The 18,263-nt window shown below is 67.5% G+C and carries 14 protein-coding genes; 3 read left to right on the top strand and 11 right to left on the bottom strand.

Going from position 1 to position 18,263, the window contains the following annotated elements; genetic code table 11:
- Nucleotides 1-111 precede the first annotated feature (111 nt).
- From THITHI_RS19055 to THITHI_RS19050, 4 genes are all read right to left on the bottom strand, one after another.
- Nucleotides 112-1,065: a glycosyltransferase family 2 protein gene (locus THITHI_RS19055; protein WP_083908729.1), complete on the bottom strand. Its 954-nt coding sequence runs from the start codon at nt 1,063-1,065 to the stop codon at nt 112-114.
- Between the two features lie 355 nt (nt 1,066-1,420).
- Nucleotides 1,421-3,694 carry a glycosyltransferase family 2 protein gene (locus tag THITHI_RS0112885; protein WP_018233519.1) on the bottom strand — a complete coding sequence of 758 codons (2,274 nt, stop codon included), beginning with the start codon at nt 3,692-3,694 and terminating at the stop codon, nt 1,421-1,423.
- Entirely contained in the window at nt 3,691-5,637 is a 1,947-nt protein-coding gene (locus THITHI_RS0112880) for a glycosyltransferase (protein ID WP_018233518.1), read from the bottom strand. The genes THITHI_RS0112885 and THITHI_RS0112880 overlap by 4 nt, the downstream gene beginning before the upstream one ends.
- Before the next feature lie 185 nt (nt 5,638-5,822).
- The gene (locus THITHI_RS19050; protein WP_018233517.1) at nt 5,823-6,143 is read right to left on the bottom strand and encodes a DUF3144 domain-containing protein; all 321 of its coding nucleotides are present in this window, start codon (nt 6,141-6,143) and stop codon (nt 5,823-5,825) included.
- Nucleotides 6,144-6,403: 260 nt separating this feature from the next.
- On the opposite strand from THITHI_RS19050, the gene THITHI_RS0112870 reads away from it, so the two are divergent.
- Nucleotides 6,404-6,796, top strand: a complete 393-nt coding sequence (locus THITHI_RS0112870) for an RpnC/YadD family protein (protein ID WP_232199422.1) — start codon at nt 6,404-6,406, stop codon at nt 6,794-6,796.
- Nucleotides 6,797-6,874: 78 nt separating this feature from the next.
- Here THITHI_RS0112870 and THITHI_RS0112865 read toward each other — a convergent pair whose 3' ends face one another.
- A complete protein-coding gene (locus tag THITHI_RS0112865) occupies nt 6,875-7,993 on the bottom strand; it encodes a glycosyltransferase (RefSeq protein WP_198005608.1) in 1,119 nt (372 codons plus the stop codon).
- A gap of 506 nt (nt 7,994-8,499) precedes the next feature.
- On the opposite strand from THITHI_RS0112865, the gene THITHI_RS20830 reads away from it, so the two are divergent.
- Complete coding sequence (locus THITHI_RS20830; protein WP_198005607.1) at nt 8,500-9,264, top strand: sulfotransferase; 765 nt, start codon at nt 8,500-8,502, stop codon at nt 9,262-9,264.
- 52 nt (nt 9,265-9,316) lie between these two features.
- Nucleotides 9,317-10,612 carry a class I SAM-dependent methyltransferase gene (locus tag THITHI_RS19840; protein ID WP_018233512.1) on the top strand — a complete coding sequence of 432 codons (1,296 nt, stop codon included), beginning with the start codon at nt 9,317-9,319 and terminating at the stop codon, nt 10,610-10,612.
- An 85-nt stretch (nt 10,613-10,697) separates the two neighbouring features.
- On the opposite strand, the gene THITHI_RS0112845 is transcribed toward THITHI_RS19840, so the two are convergent.
- The 6 genes from THITHI_RS0112845 to THITHI_RS0112815 all read right to left on the bottom strand — a co-directional run bounded on the left by THITHI_RS0112845 (nt 10,698) and on the right by THITHI_RS0112815 (nt 18,218).
- Nucleotides 10,698-12,014, bottom strand: coding sequence for a sulfotransferase family protein (locus THITHI_RS0112845; RefSeq protein WP_018233511.1), 1,317 nt, complete (start codon nt 12,012-12,014; stop codon nt 10,698-10,700).
- Between the two features lie 180 nt (nt 12,015-12,194).
- Nucleotides 12,195-13,430 carry an ABC transporter ATP-binding protein gene (locus THITHI_RS19040; protein WP_018233510.1) on the bottom strand — a complete coding sequence of 412 codons (1,236 nt, stop codon included), beginning with the start codon at nt 13,428-13,430 and terminating at the stop codon, nt 12,195-12,197.
- Nucleotides 13,420-14,232 (bottom strand): ABC transporter permease, encoded by an 813-nt coding sequence (locus tag THITHI_RS0112830; protein WP_018233509.1) that lies wholly within the window; start codon nt 14,230-14,232, stop codon nt 13,420-13,422. The genes THITHI_RS19040 and THITHI_RS0112830 overlap by 11 nt, the downstream gene beginning before the upstream one ends.
- 30 nt (nt 14,233-14,262) lie before the next feature.
- Nucleotides 14,263-16,068 (bottom strand): hypothetical protein, encoded by a 1,806-nt coding sequence (locus THITHI_RS0112825; RefSeq protein WP_018233508.1) that lies wholly within the window; start codon nt 16,066-16,068, stop codon nt 14,263-14,265.
- Nucleotides 16,069-16,165: 97 nt separating this feature from the next.
- Nucleotides 16,166-17,080 carry a peptidylprolyl isomerase gene (locus tag THITHI_RS0112820; RefSeq protein ID WP_018233507.1) on the bottom strand — a complete coding sequence of 305 codons (915 nt, stop codon included), beginning with the start codon at nt 17,078-17,080 and terminating at the stop codon, nt 16,166-16,168.
- A gap of 322 nt (nt 17,081-17,402) precedes the next feature.
- A complete protein-coding gene (locus THITHI_RS0112815; protein WP_018233506.1) occupies nt 17,403-18,218 on the bottom strand; it encodes a hypothetical protein in 816 nt (271 codons plus the stop codon).
- Nucleotides 18,219-18,263 lie beyond the last annotated feature (45 nt).

Raw genomic sequence — 18,263 nt, 5'->3', positions numbered from 1 at the left:
CGTTGAACGAATGGACCACCACGCGGCACGGATAAACGCGCCGCAGCCCATCCGGCGCCTCCCGCGCGCACCGGGGAACCGGCCTGGTCATTGTTCGAAAGGCTCATCCGCTCAACCCCCGCGCAGGGTGTCCCGATACGCGCCGGTGACACCACGGATACCATCGCGAACACCCGCGTGAATCATGGCCAGATGCGGCCGAAGGGGCCTGACGCGCCACACGTACAAGGCGTAGCGCAGCAGCATCTGGCGCAGGTACACCACCTTCCAGTTGAGCGGGACATGGGGCTCCCGGCACAGCAGTATGGCATTGCGGAACTGATAGTACAGCCGCACGGGCGAGTGCCGGGAGACGGTCCGGCCGAACATCTTCAGCGAGGCGTCGCCCAGGCTGTGGTGCATGGTCGCCTTGCAGACCCCGTAGTTGCGCAGGCCGTGATGCATTGCCCTGAGCCCCCATTCGATATCCACCGCGTCGATGAACAGGTCTTCGCGCATGTCCCCGACCACCTTGATGGCGGACAGGGGGATCAGGCACCCCGAGGAGATCACGTGATCCACCTCGAATACCCGCCCGGTGCCGTCGCAGCGCCGGCGGCGGATGCGCAGACCCCGCACCTGCAAAAAGGGGGTGTGTCCGGGCAGCCGTGGATCCGTGTAGTACGGGCCCACGGACGCCACCCGCTCCAGCGTCCCGCAGGCCTGCAGCAGGTGTTGCACCATGTCCGGCGCGGGTACGCTGTCCTGGTCCATGAGCAGCACATGGGTGGCGCCCTGCCCACCCGCCAGGCGGATGCCCTCGTTCTGGGCATGGGCGATGCCCCGGTTCTCGCAGAGCCTGTGCACCCGCAAGGCCTCCGGCCGAAATTCCTCCATCAGGGATTCGAGTGCGCAGTCGCCGGAGCCGTTGTCCACGATCCAGGTCCCGTGCACCTGTGGCACCAGCGCCCGGAGCATGCCGCGCAGGCCTTCCGGATCGGGATGATGGGTGACCACCACGGCCACCACGCGCGCATCGTCCGTCGATGCAACGGATGTTTCGCGGGCGGGTAGGCTAACCTGCATGCATCACCCGCACGGCCGGCGCGACACCCGGCCCGTTCCGTTCACCCGTAGGAGCCCGGTCCTCCGGGCGATGCCAGCACCCCGCAAGATCGCCCGGAGGACCGGGCTCCTACATGTCGCAGGGGTCCCCATCCCGTAGGAGCCCGTTCCCACGGGCGATGCGTAAGCCCCGCAAGATCGCCCGGAGGACCGGGCTCCTACGTGTCGCGGGGATTCCCACCTCTGTAGGAGCCCGTTCCCACGGGCGATCAGCCGGAGCCCCGGCATCGCCCGGGGGACCGGGCGCCCACGGGCGGGTGAAGGAGACGGAAACCGGCGGGTGAGCCGGGGCACCTTGGTCATCCGCGCCCCCCGGTCAGCCGGCGGGCCGACGTTCCCACGGATCCGGCGGCAAGCGCGGCTCCGCGGCCAGTGCGAAGGGGTCGCCGGTGAGAGTGAGGTTGGGGTTGTAGGCCGGATCGCCGTCCAGCCGGGCGCCCCATTGTTTCCTCATGTAACGGATCTCCCTGCGGAAACGCGCCTGCTTCTCCGGGGTATTCTCGTAGCCCCTGGTGGCCGACTCCACGTGATACAGATCCGCGTAGGGGGTCCACACGTTGCGGTACCCGGCGTCGAGGATCCTGAGGCACAGGTCCATGTCGTTGAAGGCGATCCGCAGATCGGTTTCGTTGAGTCCGCCCACTTCCTCGAAGACGGATTTGCGGACCGCCACGCAGGCGGCCGTCAGCCCCGAGTAGTTCTGGATCAGGGCGGCGCGGCCGAAGTACCCGGGGGCGCCCCGGGGCTCGTTGAGGAAGGCATGTGCCGCCACGCCGCCGACTCCGAGCACGCAGCCGGCGTGCTGCAGCCGGTCGTCCGGGAACGACAGCCGTGCACCCACCAGCCCCACCTCCGGGCGCAGCACGTGGCTGACCATCTCGCGGAGCCAGTCCCGGTTGATCACCCTGATGTCGTTGTTCATCAACACCAGGACCGATCCGCTCGCGTGCGCCACGGCGCTGTTGTTGAGCTGGGAATAGTTGAACGGCCGGTCATCCCGGATCACCCTCACCCCCCGGGCATCGGCCAGGTAATCCAGGTACCGCACGGTGGCCGGATCGTCGCTGCCGTTGTCGACGATAATCAGCTCGACGTCCGGGTAGTCGGTCCGGTCCAGCACCCCGGACACACTGTCCAGCAGCAGGTCCAGTCCGTTGCGGGTGGGCATGATGACGGAGACCCGGGGCGGATGCGCCGGGAGGGGATAGCGGACCCGCCACCATACGCCCTCGAAACCGGGGGCCGGCAGCACGGCGGCGTCCCCGTCCCCGGTGCGCGCCAGATGCTCCGCCAGCGCCCGCCGGGCGGCTTCCGCCGCGTACGGCTTGGCCGAGCCCGCGCTGGCGGTGCTGGCGGGCACCGCCCGCCAGTGATAGAGAATCCGCGGCACATGCCGGATCCGCGCCGCATCGAGCCCTTCGGTGATGCGCAGCACCAGGTCGTAATCCTGGGCCCCCTCGAATCCCGCGCGGAATCCGCCCGCCTCGCGCAGCAGGTCCCCGCGGTACAGGGAGAAGTGGTTGATGTAATTCTGGGAACGCAGCAGGTCGGGATTCCAGTCCGGCTTGAAGCACGGATCCCGTCGCGTCCCCGTCTCCGAGATCTTGTCCTCATCGGAGTAGATGAAGCCACAATCCGGATAGGCGTTGATCTCCTCCACCATCCAGTACAGGGCATCCGGCGCCAGCAGGTCGTCGTGGTCCAGCAGGCCGACCCATTCGCCCCCGGCCGCATCCAGGGCAGTGTTGGAGGCCTCGGAGATATGCCCGTTGTCGGGGCGGCGAATCACCCGGATCCGCGCATCCAGCGACTCGATCCCGTCGAGGGCCGCACGCGTCGCGGGCGAGGTGGAGGCATCATCCGCCACCACCAGTTCCCAGCGGGTGTAGACCTGCGCCAGCACTGACTGCACCGCCTCGTTCAGCAGCGCCGGATCCGTGTTGTAGACGGGCATCAGCACGGAGATCAGGGGCTGGTGCGGCAACTGTGGCCAGCGCCGCTCCATGGCCGCCCGCCGTGCGGCACCGAGGCGTCCGTGGCGCTCCACCCACAGCCGGTAATCCACGTCTCCGGTGGAATCGCCACGGATCCACGGCATCCGGACCAGGGCCCGGAACTCCCCCCGCCGCAGCAGGCCGGGCACCTGCCGCAGGCCTGCCAGCACCGGCCGCGCGGCGCGCAGGGGGGCGACGACGGCCTTGCCGATTCGCAGGCTGGGGGACTGGATCACCCGATCCAGGAAGCGCTCGCGATCCTCCAGCAGCCGGCGCGTGTCTTCCAGCGCCCGGCGGGTTTCACGGACCTCGACATCCAGACCCTCCACCCGCTCCTCCAGGCCGCGTCGATCGGCCAGCCACCGCTCCAGGGATTCCGCATCCATCTCGTGGACGGACCGGGGCAGCGTACGCGCCAGCACGTCCAGGACCTGCGTGCGCCGGCACAGTGAGATCGGCGGACCGCCGGATGCCACGGGGCCATGACAGCGTGCGCGGGCGAGCCCGCCGGCCGGCAGCGGCGCGCCTTGCACGTCCGCCGGCGCACCGGTCTCGACGCCCTCCAGGTAGGCCTCCCGATAGGCGTCCGACTTCATCGTCCCCGGCCCTCCGTCAGCACCGGGCGGGTGGACACGCCCATGCGCGCCAACTGGATCAGGCGGTCATTCCACTCGCCGGGTTCGGCATCGGGATCCATCAGGCAGACCCGGTCCAGCCCGCGGGTGCGTTCCGGAAAGGCGCCACGATCCGGCGCCGCCAGGGGCAGGCCCGTGTCCAGGGCTTCGCTGAGGGTGTAGGAAAATGTCTCCGGGGCCCTGCTCGGGAAGAAGAACACCTGCCCCCGAGTCTTCGCGATGCGGGCCGGCAGGTCCTCCGGGCGGTAGGAGCCGGTGAATTCCAGCGGCAACTGATCCAGCCCCCGGATCTCGGTCTCCGTGGAGCCGATCACGATGAAGCGCAGCGGCAGGTTCCGCCGCCGGGCGTCCCAGGCGCAGCGCTCCAGCAGCCGCACCCCCTTGGCGGGATTGATCACGCCCAGCACCAGCACCCGGATGACGCCGTCATCGGCCTCGCCCTCGTGGCGCAGCACGGGCCGGACGGGGCTGTCATCCACGTGGGGCAGCACCCGGATGGAGGCCTCGGGCACATAACGGAGGACCCGCCGGCGCACATCCTCCGAGGGGGCGATGACCCGTCCCGCGCCGCTCAGCAGGCCCCGGTACAGGGAACGCCAGGCATGGATGTCCAAACCCCAGGGCGCGGCACGCACGGCCAGGCAGCGGGCGCAGCCCTCGCTGTCCGGCTCGCCGCAGTACTCGCCGTGTTCGTCGGTCAGGTTGTACTGGGGGCAGATGCTGTAGTAGTCGTGCAGGGTGAAGTCCATGGGCACACCCAGGTCCGCGGGCAGGCGCAGCACCTGCAGGGGATGCTCCATCACGTGGTGCACATGCACCCGGGAGACGCCCAGCCGCAGCAGGGTGTCGCGCAGCGCGTCATACTCCCCGGGCAGATGGAAATACAGCGCCATCTCCTCCCCGGCACGCAGCCACTCCAGCCGGAGCCAGCCGTCGTCGTCCGGCTTGAGGGCCAGCACCTCCAGGTCATCGCGCAGCGAATCGGCCAGATCCCGGCAGTGACGCTCCACGCCGCCGCCCTGGCGATGGGTCACGAACAGCACCCGCGCCCTGGGCGAGGCCGCGAGCCGGGCCAGGTCCAGGCGGCGGCGCAGATGCCGGGCGGGATCGTCACGCACGAACGCCGCCACGCGCTCCCCGTAGTCCGGCCACAGGCGGTCCATGGCCTCGCCCGCCGCGGCCTTCAGGGCCTCGGTCTCCTCCCCGAAGGATGCGCCGCCCAGGTGCTGTACGTACACGTCGCCGCACAGGCGGTGCGTCCAGCCCTGTTCCGACGCGCGCATGCAGAACTCGCTCTCCTCGCCGTAGCCTCGGCCGAACACCCGGGCGTCGAAGAACCCGGTCTGCTCCAGGCAGTCGCGCCGGATATACATGCAGAACCCCACCGCCGTGGGAACGACCTCGTCCAGGCCGGCATTCACCCGGGCGGCCAGCGCGTCCAGCGCCGCGGCCTGCCCGGCGTCCGTGACGGGATTTTCCGCCATGAAACGGGGATAACCGGCCAGGGTGCCGTTGTTGGTGAGCGGCGTGACGGTGCCGGTATCGCGCTCGCGGTAGGCGCACTGTCGCAATCGGTCCAGCCAGTCCCCGAAGACACGGGTGTCGCTGTTGAGCAGCACCACGTCATGGTCCGTGTGCAGGGCCACGCCGCGATTGACGCTGCGCACGAAACCCTGGTTGCGCTCGTTGCGCAACACCACCACCTCTTCCCGCCCGGCCAGGCCATCCACCCATGCGGACAGTTCCGGGTCCGGCGAGGCGTCATCCACGATCACCAGGCGGAAGGGGGTGGACACCGGCGCGTCCAGCACGCTCTCGATACACGCACGGGTGGCGTCCGGATCACGGTAGACCGGCACGATGACATCGACCTTGGGGGAATAGGGTGCTGGTGATGCGGACATGGCAGACCGCCTTGCGGACCTCGGGTTAAGCCACGGAGCGTGCAGGAGGCTCAGCGCGGGTCGCGGGTTCCGGACCTTCAGATCCGCACGGCACCGGCCATGGGTTCATCACCTGTCCGGCGCCGTGCCTTGCCTCCTCCACCGCCGACGCCGGGCAGCCTGCCGGAATCATCATACAGGCCGCCTCACTTGTCCGGGGACGACGGCACAGGCATGGGGACGGACTTCTCCGTCGGCTTGAGCCCCTGGGCCTCCAGGGAGGCGCGCTTGTACTTCTGCAACTCCGCCAGCCCGTAGCGATACACATCCGCCACCTTCTGCACGCCACTGTCCTTGAGGAAACCGTTGTTCCCGGCGGCTGCATACGTGGCGTAGACGGCAGAAGCCTGCATGAGCGCCGAAGAGATCAGTTTGATGTCCAGCCCCTGATCCTTGAGTTCATTCGCCACGTCGATGAATCGGGTGTAGATCTCGTTCACGGACGGTGTTTTGTCTTGCTCGCTCATAGCGCCTCGCAGGGGTAATGACTGAAATCACTCGGATCGACGCTACTTTAACAGAAAATGGCCGTATACCGCCCCCCGCGCGGCTTGCCGTGACAGGTGAAACCGGAGGCCCATGGACGCCCGCGCCGAACCATTCCTGTAGGAGCCCGGTCCTCCGGGCGAAAGGGTTTTGGTTTGGGCAGGATCGCCCGCGGGAGCGGGCTCCTACAGAGGGGATCCAGGCACGCGCGTAGGAGCCCGGTCCTCCGGGCGAAAGGGGTTTGGCCTGGGCAGGATCGCCCGCGGGAGCGGGCTCCTACGCGCGTGCCATCGAGCGGGTGTTGTTGCCTGGGCGGGTGCCGGGTGTAGACTTTGAGCAGGTGTTGGATCTTCAGGAGGTACGCAGCATGCTGGCCGAGCGTGTAAAGGAATGGACCAAAGACTGGAAACAGCAGGGCATCGAGGAAGGCCGCAGGGTCGGTATTGAGGAAGGCCGCGAGAAGGGCCGCAAGGAGGGCGAGGCCGCCGTCCTGCTGCGGCTGATCGAGCGCAAGTTCGGGGCCGAGGCGGCCGAGGTGCACCGTGCGCGTATCGCGGAAGCGGATGCCAACACTCTGCTCGTGTGGTCCGAACGGATCCTGACTGCCAGGCGGGTGGAGGAGATCTTTACATAGGACGGCCCGTGGCGCACCCCACCGAATGGCGCACCCCAAGCAGGGGCCTGTCCGCGGCGGCCGTCTCGCCTACACCGGTCAGAGCCCCAACGCCTCCCGGTACAAAGCCCCGTAATCCGCCTCGCCCGGACCTGCCGCGGCATTTCGGGCGGCACGGCCCGCGCGGGCCAGGGCCTGCGGGTCGGACAAGCGTTCCATCAGGGCATCCAGCCAGGCATCCGGATCCTGCCAGTCCGCCAGGGTCCAGCCCGCTCCCGCGTCCCGGACGCGTTCCGCCAGGGCGCCGAAGTCAGGCACCAGGGCGGGCAGGCCGCTGGCCCAGACCTCGGAAAGCGTGAGCGAAAAGGTCTCCGGGCCGATGGCCGGGAAGGCCGCCAGCATGGCCCCGTGCTCGCGCAGCAGGCCCGGCAGGTCCTCGCGCCGGTAACTGCCGTTCACGAACAGGTGTCCTCCGAACAGACTCTGCGGGCCGCCCAGGCGGTGGGTATCCCCCAGCATCACGAACCGCACGGGCAGTTCCCGGGCCTCGGCCCGCGCCGCCAGGCGCTCCAGCATCTCGCCGCCCTTCTCCCGGCCCAATGCGCCAACCACCGCGACCGGATAGAGGCCCTGCCCGTCGGGTTGCGCCGGCGCCTCGTCGGGGGCCCCGGCGGGGTGGTACGGATGAGGCACGTGAATGCAGCGCAACTCCGGCCAGTGCCGGGCGAGGACCTCGCCCGCGTAACGGCTCGGCACGGCCACGAACCGCGCGCTTTCCAGCAACTCCCGGTGGCGCGCCCGCCAGCGGACCGGATCGACCCGAAGGCGCGGCTTCGCGGCCAGGCAACGCCGGCAGAGTGCGACATCCTCCGGAGCCCCGCAATAGACCTCCGCCGGGGGCACAAGATGGTTCCGGGGGCAGACCGGATGGAAGTCGTGCACAGTCACCCCGTAGGGGACACGCAGACGTTCCAGGCCAGGCAGCCCCTGCGGCAGGTGATGCACATGCACAAACGCCGCCCCCAGGCGGCGCACCACGCGGTCAGGCCCGTTCCACCAGCCGAACCGCAGCGGGACCGTCCCCCCATCCGGCCCCTCAAGCCGCCAGTTCCCGGCATGGGCAAACAGCAGGTGGTGCTCGAACCCGGCCCCAAGCTGATCCGCCAGAATCCGCACGACTGCCTCCAGCCCGCCTCCGCCGCCGTGCAGGAGGTGCACGATGACCGGTCTGCCTCCGGAGTGCCCGGCTTCACCCGTGCCTGATCCACCAAGTCCCATCCCGACGTTTCCTCCGGTTCAACCCGCGAATGCCAAGCCCTGGCAATGGCCTGGCGCCTGCCATCGGAAGTCACCCTCCGGGCACATCCCGCCCTGGATTCATTGCCGGTCAAGGTTCGAGACGCAACGCGCGTACAGCGTGTTCATGGCCGCTCCCTGCCGCATACACAAGCCTGATACAATACCGATTGCCTGTTACGCGAGCCCCATGGGTGCATATAGCCGCGGCAAGGCAACGGCACCGCCGGATCACCCGATTGAGCGGTTGCCGCTGCCGGATCGGGCCGTGGCCGGCGGGGCGGCCCGGCCGCACATCATCACACAGACCCGTACAAGCGAACCACCCGGCCTGGACCGCCCGGAAGCCTCCGGTTTGCAACGCCGGGGCTACAGACAGCCGGTGTACCACACCTGCGCGTGGCAACCTGCCGGCTGAACGAGATGACATGACAAGAGCAACTTATCGCACCCCTCCCCTGGTCATTGCCGGCACAGGCGGGTCCGGAACCCGCCTGGTGGCCCTCATGTGCCAGCATGCGGGCTACCACCTCGGTTCGAGGCTGAACCAGACGCTGGACGCCATCGATTTCTACGATTTTCACGAACGGTGGCTTACCGACTACTTGGCCGGTACGCTGAGCCACTCCCGGGAAGAGGCCATGCGGCGCGAGCTGCTCGACGTGGTCGCCACATTTCATGACGACCTCCCCGCGGGACACCATGGACCCTGGGGTTGGAAGGCACCTCGCAGCATGCTGTTGCTCCCCTTGCTCGACAACGCGATTGCCGGGCTGCGTTTTCTCCATGTGGTGCGCGACGGGCGGGACATGGCCTATTCCGCCAACCAGAACCAGCTCCAGAAGCACGGATTGGCGCTTCTCGATGACGAGCAGCGTTTACTGCCACAGTGGCAGCAATCCCTGGCCTTCTGGCAAGCCGCCAATCTTCGTACGGCCGACTACGGTGAGCAGCGCATGGGCGACCGTTACCTGCGGCTGCGCTACGAGGACCTGCTCTCGGAGAACACGCGGACCCTGGAGATGCTGGCCGATTTCCTGGCGATCCCCTCGGGGCACGGTGGCGCACTCCTGGGGCATTCCCGAATGCATCCAGGCGTTGGCCGATGGCGGCAACGCCCCGCGGAGGAACAGCGACTACTGCAAGCCCTGGGCGCCGAGGGGCTTGGGCGCTTCGGATACATGCCGGAATGACGCCCTCCGCCCTCCCGGATCCACACCCGAGACACCTGCGACCACCGCGCCCATGAACCTGCGTCATCTGATCAATCGACTGTCCGCCCGAAGGGGCACGGGGCAAGGTCCGCGGGAGCAATCGGACGATGAGGGTGTTATTCACCTGGTCATGGGTGTCTCCAGCGCCGGCAAATCCTCGTTCATCGAATCGAGAATACGATCGGGCGTGTGGCGGGACCTTCCGGTGATCATCGCACCGGAGATTGGGCCGCGCACGGCCGATGAACTTCTCCGACAGGAATGCATCGTCCATTACAACCTGTTCAGGGCCAATGAGAACGACTTCTCGGCCATCGACAGGGCCCCCCTCACGGACCCGGTCCTGGCGCTGCTGTTGCAGCATCGCCACCGGATCAAGGGCTATCTGCTTGCCACACACCGATCCGAGATCATCAAGCGCGCGCTGCTCAGAGAAGGCGTGGAACCGCATTTCAGGGTCGACACCGGCCCCTACCCGCGGGAGCGCGTCCTGGCGTTGCTATGCCAGGTGGATCTGGACGCCTTTCACCACAAGTGGGTCGATTTCCTGCGGGACCAGGGGATCGACTTCGAAATCCTTGATTCAACCGACCGCCAGTACGCACCGGTGGCCAGCGCCACGGACATGACCGGTGTTCTCGCATCCCACCCGGCGGTTCGCTACTCGGACGAGGAAATCCGGACGATCACGGAGCGTCATCCGTTTGAGTACCAGCGGGTCACGCTCGCCCCCGGCGTGAGCACATCCGGTCATGACAGACGGGACGCGCTCAGGTTTCTGGGTGATGATCTCAGCGGACAATCCGTTCTGGATGTCGGCTGCGCCGACGGGTATTTCTGTTTCGAGGCGGAGAAGCGGGGCGCGTCAAGGGTCGTCGGAACCGAGGTGAAGCCGCATCGGTTCATCGGGGCGAACATCCTCAAGGAGATCCTGGGCATGAGAACGGAGCTTCTCCTTCGGGACATCTTCTCCGACCCCCTGCAGGAATCCTTCGACACGGTGCTCTTTCTCAACGTGATCCATCATGTCAAGGAGCCCGTATCCGCCCTCCTCACCCTGGCCCGTTTGTGCAGAAAGCGGCTCATCGTGGAATTCCCGACACTGTCGGACAGCAAGTTTCGCGCGACCCTCCCGGAGCGGTCCGCGATTGACCCCGACCTGCCGCTGATCGGCGTCAGCCTGCTTACCTCACAGGATCAGACCTTTCTGTTCTCGCCGCCGGCGATCGAGCGCATACTGCTCGACCATACCGCGCTGTTCTCGAAAATCACCTTTGAACCGTCCCCGCTGTCCCCGGAGCGGTGTGTGGCGATCTGCCACAAGTAAGGCCTCATCCCTGGCCGTTCATCCGCTCACGCCGTCGACCGGCCAGGCTGCCTGGATGTCATCTCCCCTGCCGGCCCGCCCGACTTCATTCATCCCCGGGACCGGTGTCAATCTGGATGACGCGAGCACCCGCACCCTCCACGGCCCGGATCAGGGCGTTCAGGGCATCCGCGCCCTCCGCCACTTGCGGCCAAGGGTCTGTCCGACCCGCCACGGAACCCGGAACATACAGGGCCTCGGGTTCGGCCCGCCCCGGGGGACGGTCCTTGGGATACCAGGAAACCACCGGCCCGGCATCCGCGCCATCCCGTTCAAGCCAATCGATCCAGAACGAGACGCGCCGCCACGCGCTTCGCCGCAAGAGGAGCGCGCCGCGCCCTCCGCAAAGTGAGAGTCCGCGCACGAGGCTGGCGGCCTCCCCGCGATCGCAAAGATTGTAGAAGAGCGCCAGGTGCCCGGCCGTTGCCGCATCTTCGATTCGACGGTCAACGGAGCCGTCCTCGGCACCGTCACGCACGAGAACAACCCCGGTCGATGACGAACCCTGGACGCAATCAAGCACATCGGACAATGTGGATCCGGAAAGGTCCGGCGCATCATGGAGCACAAGCTGACGGGGCCGGTGCGACCAGCCATGCTCCGCCACCAGCCGCCCGTAGCGTTCCCGCCAGACACGCAGTTCAGCGGGCTCGGGGAGCGCTCCGCCCCGGCGAACGAGCCCCTCGTGGATGTGCAGGGCAAGTTGCTGAATCGCCCCCCCTGCTCCTTCGCCGTGCTGCCGCTCGGAACGGCTGTGGTAGAGCGAGGGGTCTATGCACGCCATCAGGGCATCGATCAGGTCGGCGGAGGGCGTGCGGTCATCGAGCAGCCAGGAGGCCAGATTGCGCACCGGCACCTCCCCGCCGTGCAATAGCTCGTCATACGAGATGACCGTGGCATCGAGGCCGGCCGTTGCATCCAGGGCAGCGAGCATGTGGCCGACCCAGAGCGCGTGGCCCACGCCCCGGGGCATCCCGTCACGCCGGTACAGGGACTCGGCGCTTTCGCCCGGGTGACGCAGGGCGACCACGATACGCACGCGGTAGCCCAGGTCTTCCAGAGCCCCGGTGTAGAGGGGCGCCAGACGGCAGACGCGCGGATCCTTGAGCACGACATCCCTGTCCGCGGGATACTGTTCAGACAACAGATCGGCCAGGGCCGTCCGCTCGGGCGAGCCCGGATTCAGGGCGCCCTCCAGCGAAACGGGCGCGGGGTCGCACCACATGGAGCCACGGGCGGACAAGAGCCGTTCGTTGAACGCGACCACGGCCTCGTTCTCCCACAGGCCGTTGAGATTGCAGGCATGGGGCCCGAGCACATCGCGTCCCACATGGAATCCCGCCCGATGGATCAGCTGCGTCATGCAGGATGTCCCGCAGCGATGCGGCCCCAGGAGCAGGACAGCCACGGGCCGGCTCATGGCCACACCCCGCCGGCACACGGAGCGGAGCTTCGGGGGCGCGAGCAGGCCGGCCGGCGCGGGGGGCGACAGGCGCCGTGCGCCGATCCATGTCTGGCCGCTTTCGCCGGCTGCACCACGTGCTCAGAAGTTCTCGGGTTCAAGTACCTGGCCAAACAGGTTCACGGAACCCAGGAAGGTGCGCTCAGGCGCTTCCACCGAGAACCCACAGATGCCGACACGCTTATCAAGCAGGGTCATGATCCGGTCGGTTCGCCGATCCTCGAGCCGGACCGTGAGTGAATAATGGCCGACGGCGAAATTCAGAGGAATCCGGAAACGGCTCTCAAAGGTCCCCGAATCGGAGATACGCACCTGACTCTTGTCCGCGCTGGCTGTCAGCCCGTAGAGATTGTAGCCACGCACATCGCGCAGCATGACTGAAACCGCCGGACTGGCGCAGCGAGCCGGCTCCAAATGCCCACGCACGCACACAGTCACCTCTTCTCCCGTCTGAAACGACACGCTCTCGCCGGCACGCTTGATCTCCACTGACTCAATGGCGCCGCGGTCACTGGCGAAACGAACCCCGGCCTCGGGGTTGGGGGCGGACCAGGTCAGGCTTTCCTGGCCCTGCTGGTTGCGGGTACGCATAAGGAAATAGTAGCGCTCCACCACCGGTTCCGGGTTTCCGCTGGCGACGATCTCTCCGTGATCCAGGCAGATGGCCTCCGTGCAGTAGTTCTTGATGAGTTGCAGATCGTGCGACGCCAGCAGAATGCTGGAACCTCCGTCGATCAACTGCTCCAGCCGGTCGAGACACTTGGCCTGGAAACCCACGTCGCCCACCGAGAGCGCCTCGTCGACGATCAGGATATCCGGCTCCATGGCGGTGGACACGGAGAACGCCAGGCGCACGAACATGCCGGAGGAGTAGGTCTTGACCGGGCTGTCGATGAACGTGCCCAGTTCCGAGAAGCGGATGATCTCCGCCAGGCGCTCCTCCACCGCCTCGCGGGGAAGACCGTAGGTGGTGCCCATGAGAAAGATGTTCTCGACGCCGGTCATCTCCGGATCGACGCCCGCGCCCAGTTCCAGCAGCGCGGTGACCCGGCCGTTGATGTGCACCGATCCCGCAGTGGGCCGCAGCGTGCCCGCGATGAGCTGCAGCAGGGTCGACTTGCCCGCGCCGTTGGGGCCGATAACGCCCAGGATCTCGCCGCGCCTGAGCGAGAACGAGACGTCGCGAAGCGCGCAGCGAGGCGTCGGCGCGGGGCCGCGCCGCCCGAGCAGGAGCTGCATCAGGCGCTGCTTGGGGTGATCGTGGGCCGGATAGCACTTGGTCAGGCCCTCGACCGCGAGCACCGGCTCAGAGGACATCCGAGAATCCCTCCTTCACGCGCTGGAACCACAGGTAGCCAAGGTAGAACACCGCCAGCGAGCCGATCCACAGGATCAGCATGTCGCCGCCGTCCGGCAGGACATGGTCGAAGGCCACCGCGCGGATCCCCTCGATGACGATGGTCAGGGGGCTCAGGGACAGGGCGGCCCGCACCGGTTCCGGCGCGGACGAGAGCGGATAGAACACCGGCGAGAAGAACATCATCGCCGTAACGAAGATGCCGATCACGTGGGTCACGTCGCGCACATAGACGGTCAGCGCGGAGAGGAACCAGGCCACGCCGATCAGGAACAGGGCGAACGGGATGAACAGCCCCAGCAGCACGGGGGTGAACCACGGCAGGCCCGGCCCGAGCAGCGCCAGGAACACCGAGAACACGCCCAGGTTGACGGCGAAGAACAGCAGCGACGTGCAGGCGGACACCATGGCCAGCACCTCCAGCGGGAAGACCACCTTCTTGACCAGGTTGGTGTTCTCCAGCACCAGCGTGGGCGCGCGCGAAACGACGTCGGCGAAGAAGGTGAACACGAGAAAGCCGGAGTACAGGAACAGCGGGAAGCCGACGCCGCCGGACTCCTCCGACACCCACCGCAGCGGCATGACGTAGGCGAACACGAACGTGAACACGCCGATCAGGAGCACGGGGTGAATGACCGGCCAGAACAGCCCGAACCAGGAGGTACGGTACCGTGATGACACGCCGGTCAGGGTCAGCGACCAGACGAAGCGCCTGTGGATCCACAGGAGGGCGACGGCATTCACGGGGGAAGGCAGGGGCATATTCACGCCTGGAGAAGCGGGGTCAGGGAATCAGCCCCGGGATAATACTCGATCACCGGCACCCTGAACACGCAGACGCGCCCAGAGACGGGGCCACAGCGCCAGGGCGCGTCCGTACCGGCCCCAGGCAAGCCGCAGATCATCGAGGCGGGCGGGGCGCAGCGTTTCGGGACGGAAGTCGTTGTTCCGCTCGATCAGTTTGCGCAGATCCGCGCGCACGAACTCCGGCGAATCGGCATGGCGGCGCAGACTCTCGTCCAGCCGCCCCAGCAGGGCCGAACGTGACGCGACGACCAGCTCCTCGAACATCGCACCCAGGGCGTCGTCGTCCAGCCGCGCCCAGCCGGACACCAGTTCGCCGAGGTGCGCGAGGCGCGCCTCCGGCGCCCGCGCCCGGCAGCGCGGCGCCTCCGCCCGGATCGCCTCGGCGAGGATCTGCGACCCGCCGGGCGTGACCGGCCGGTCGAACAGGCCGCGGTCGTAGCGCCGGCCGCGACCCGGCGAATGCAGCAGGCTCCACGGCAGTTCGGCGACAAACATCTCCGGATAGAGGAACTCCAGCGCGGCGCCGAAGAGGTAGTCCTCGCCCCGCCCCAGGGGCAGCACGGGCGGCACGAGGGTGCGGTTGTCGACACCCGCCAGGGTGGTCAGGGTGAGGATGCACACCGGCGAGAGGTTCAGGCCCGCCCTGCCGCGCCAAACGGTATGGCCGGTCACCAGCGCCTCGTAGCGCGCCTCGGAGGCCAGCGCGGGGCCCAGGTTCTCCGGCGCCGTCAGAAAGAGCTGCAGATTGGACGGCGCGCCGCTGTCGCCCACCACGCCGTTGACGGACAGCTTCACCGCCGCATGCGCGTTCAGCCGGTCCGGCAGGCCGGGCTCCGTTTCCCGGAGGGCCGTGAGACGCGCCTCGGGCGTCTCGTTGGCGAGCACGGCGCCCACGCCCTGCCCGAGCAACCGGGCGTGCTCCTCGAACGCGCTCAAGGGCAATGCCCGGCACTCGTCGTGGGGATGGTCCGCCGGGTAATAGCGGTTGTCGTAGGGGCGCGAGGAAAGAGACAGCGGGCCGGGGGTCACGTGGGCCGGGCGCAACGGCGTCAGGGCCGCATCATCATCCAGCAGCAGTGCCCGGCGGCCCGCCGAGAGCAGCAGCACCCGGTTCAGTGCCGCGCCGTAGGAACCCTCCCCCGGACCGCGCTCGGGGGCGAGCAGCCAGCGCAGGATGGCGGCGTCGTCCGGGTCATCCCCGGCGACCTCGCTCAGGACCGGGTCAAGTCCATGGCGGCCCGCGTAGCCCACGTCGAGACCCCGCGCGGCGGCGGCCCGGCAGGCGTCCTGATTGGCGCGTTCCGTGTCCGTGTCGGCTGAGTCGTCGATCACCGCCACCGTCTGACCGGCGGCGCAGGCGCCGTGCAGCGCATCCAGCAGCCGGACCAGATCGTCCGGGCGGCCGCAGGTGCGCACGTAGACGGGCAGCGGGGATGACGCCGGCACGTCCGCGCCGGCGTCCAGCCGCGACAGGAAGGCGGACGCATCGATGAAATGGCCACGCCCGTGCAGCGCCTCCAGGGAGCGGCGCACCTCGGCGCGGTCCGACGCCCCCAGCCGGCGGGCCAGCAGGTCGGCGTGCTGGTCCAGGGTGGCGAAGCGCCGGCAGACTTCCAGCCCCCGGGCCAGCGGGCGGGCCAGCAGCGTCGCTACGCTGCCGTCCGTGGTTCGAAGCAGCATGGAGTGCGGGCCGGCGTCGGACAGGCGAAGCCCGTCCAGGATGAGCAGGGGCGGCGGCGCCTGTCCGCTGCCGGGCACCGTGTATGAAAAGTTGATCCCGGTGCCCTGCATCGGTAGCGGCTCCTGGTGTGTCCTGTCCTTCGTCCCGGCGGCGTGCGCAGGCGCCGGGCGCTCCCGGGAGCCGGCGCGCCGGCCCCGAGCCGTGTGCCTAGTCGGTGTTCAGCCGGCGGCGTGCGTCGTCCAGCAGCCCCTCCAGGGCGTCGTTGTCGACGGTGGCGGCGGCGGGATCGGTCACCTCGCGGGTCCACGCGGTGAGTTCGGAGCGCACGTAGTTGGCGCGGATGCGGGCCTCGATCGCCTCGCGCACCTCCTCGAAGGGCCGGGTGTGCGCGTCCTGGTACTCAACCAACTGGATGATGTGAATGCCGAAGCGGGTTTCCACGGGTCCGGCCAGCTCGCCGGGCTCACGCAGGGCGAAGGCGGCTTCCTCGAAGGCAGGTACCATGCGGCCCCGCTCGAAGAAGCCGAGGTCGCCCCCGGAGCCACTGCTGCCCGCGTCGTCGGAGTACTCCCGGGCGAGATCTTCAAAGTCTTTTCCCGCCCGGATACGATCCATCAGAGCGTCGGCCTGTGCAACGCGCTCGGCCTTGCCGTCCTCCTCCTGCACGGAGAGCAGGATGTGCCGGGCGTGGACGCGCTCGGCAACTCTGTGCTGGTCCCTGTTGGCGCGGTAACGCTCGTGAGCCAGTTCCGTGAAATCCGGCATTTCCAGGGTTTCAATGAAGGCGTTGCGCGCGGCATCCACCAGCAGGTCGCGCCGGGCGCGCTCGATACGGTACCGCATCAGCGGATCGTCATCGAGTCCACGTTCCTCGGCCTCCACGGCCATGCGAGCACGGCGGTAAAGCGTGTTGACCATCTGGTGGAACATGTCGGCGTCATTGACGATCTGCCTTTGCTGCCCCGGGGCAAAGGTACGCAGTTCTAGCGCCACATGCTCCGCGGTAATCTCGACGCCGGGGCCTACAATGACCACATGGGCATCCGACACGGATTGCGAAGCGTTCACACCGGGGAAAGTGGACAAGAGCAGAATCAGGAGCGAGAAAATGTTTCTTGGCATGGGATCGACGGGGTCCTCGGAGCAAAGAGGTTTGACATGCCGCGAACCTGTCAGAGGTTCCTGGGCAGGCCGGGCAGCCAGGTCAACCAACGGTGGCGGTGCTGACCGCTTGCTATTCTATCGGCGCGCTGGCAGGAACAAAAGCCTGCCGCCGGTTTTGAGCCGATGAGGGTAGGCGGTGGGGTGCCACGGGATGGCAGGCGCCGGGCAGCTCTCCGGCGCCGTCGCACACAGCGGAGAGGGCGCGGCGTCCTGGGCGCCACAGGAAAAAAAGGCCGGACATGTGTCCGGCCTTTCGAATCACGGTGTCGACATCAACAACTTAGTCGGAGAAGTTGCTGGTGGAGAAGCGGTTGATGATGCGGAACCGGCAATGAGTGTTGTTATTGGTGCCACACCGGGTAGCAGACTCCGTGCCCGCTGCCGGCCGCACATTGAAGTAATACATTGTGTTCCGGTCCAGGGGACATCCGCCCCACAGAGCGGCGCCGGCGATCGCATCCTTGAAGCTAAAGCTATATGTGCTTACGTTGGTACGACGACAAGCCGAGTCGGATGTATTGAAGGCGCCCGGCGTCTTTGTGATCGCCACGTCGAATCGGCTCAGCGTACTGTTCTCGCCCGCCTCTCCGCGGGCTAACGGCATGCTCAGGTAGCTCCCACTGGCATCCAATGAAAACGGAATGCGCATGGACCAGACCTCACCAGCCTTGACCGATACATACTGGCTGTCTTGAGCCCACTGGCATTGCTGATACTCGGTAGGAATGCAACCGGGTACGTGATTGTCGCTGCTCTGGCGACTGCGATCGAAGACATAGATATGGCTTTGCGGCTTCCACAGACCGGTCCCGGGATCATCACCACCGGTCGATGGCGGGGGCGGCTCCTCTTCTTCCGGCGGCTCTTCCGGTGGCGGTTCGGTGGGTTCAGTAGGTTCGGTAGACAAACATCCGGACGCCACGTTCACGCGTATCTGGTTACCGCTAAAGACCACGTCGCCACTGGTGGTGCACTGCACCTCGTTACCGTCCTCATTGATCACGAGGGTGTAGGCAGCGGCCGTAACCGGCACCAGAGCGGCCAGGGCGACGGCCGGCAGGAGGAGCTTGCGGAAGGCGGAGGGTTCGGTATTCATGCAGCGGGCACCTCTCGGGTACGAAAAATGCGCGTCAGGAGAGAC

This window comes from Thioalkalivibrio thiocyanodenitrificans ARhD 1 (assembly GCF_000378965.1).
Lineage (GTDB): Bacteria > Pseudomonadota > Gammaproteobacteria > Ectothiorhodospirales > Ectothiorhodospiraceae > Thioalkalivibrio_A > Thioalkalivibrio_A thiocyanodenitrificans.
The sequence above is the reverse complement of the archived record's forward strand: the minus strand, read 5'-3'. Positions and strand labels throughout refer to the sequence as shown.

What these genes read in the sequence shown, in the direction of transcription:
- THITHI_RS19050 (WP_018233517.1), bottom strand. Translation starts at nt 6,143, where the DNA reads ATGAGCGAGCAAGACAAAACACCGTCCGTGAACGAGATCTACACCCGA.
- THITHI_RS0112880 (WP_018233518.1), bottom strand. Translation starts at nt 5,637, where the DNA reads ATGTCCGCATCACCAGCACCCTATTCCCCCAAGGTCGATGTCATCGTG.
- THITHI_RS0112815 (WP_018233506.1), bottom strand. Translation starts at nt 18,218, where the DNA reads ATGAATACCGAACCCTCCGCCTTCCGCAAGCTCCTCCTGCCGGCCGTC.
- THITHI_RS0112885 (WP_018233519.1), bottom strand. Translation starts at nt 3,694, where the DNA reads ATGAAGTCGGACGCCTATCGGGAGGCCTACCTGGAGGGCGTCGAGACC.
- THITHI_RS0112845 (WP_018233511.1), bottom strand. Translation starts at nt 12,014, where the DNA reads ATGACGCAGCTGATCCATCGGGCGGGATTCCATGTGGGACGCGATGTG.
- THITHI_RS19840 (WP_018233512.1), top strand. Translation starts at nt 9,317, where the DNA reads ATGAACCTGCGTCATCTGATCAATCGACTGTCCGCCCGAAGGGGCACG.
- THITHI_RS0112830 (WP_018233509.1), bottom strand. Translation starts at nt 14,232, where the DNA reads ATGCCCCTGCCTTCCCCCGTGAATGCCGTCGCCCTCCTGTGGATCCAC.
- THITHI_RS20830 (WP_198005607.1), top strand. Translation starts at nt 8,500, where the DNA reads ATGACAAGAGCAACTTATCGCACCCCTCCCCTGGTCATTGCCGGCACA.
- THITHI_RS19055 (WP_083908729.1), bottom strand. Translation starts at nt 1,065, where the DNA reads ATGCAGGTTAGCCTACCCGCCCGCGAAACATCCGTTGCATCGACGGAC.
- THITHI_RS0112825 (WP_018233508.1), bottom strand. Translation starts at nt 16,068, where the DNA reads ATGCAGGGCACCGGGATCAACTTTTCATACACGGTGCCCGGCAGCGGA.
- THITHI_RS19040 (WP_018233510.1), bottom strand. Translation starts at nt 13,430, where the DNA reads ATGTCCTCTGAGCCGGTGCTCGCGGTCGAGGGCCTGACCAAGTGCTAT.
- THITHI_RS0112820 (WP_018233507.1), bottom strand. Translation starts at nt 17,080, where the DNA reads ATGCCAAGAAACATTTTCTCGCTCCTGATTCTGCTCTTGTCCACTTTC.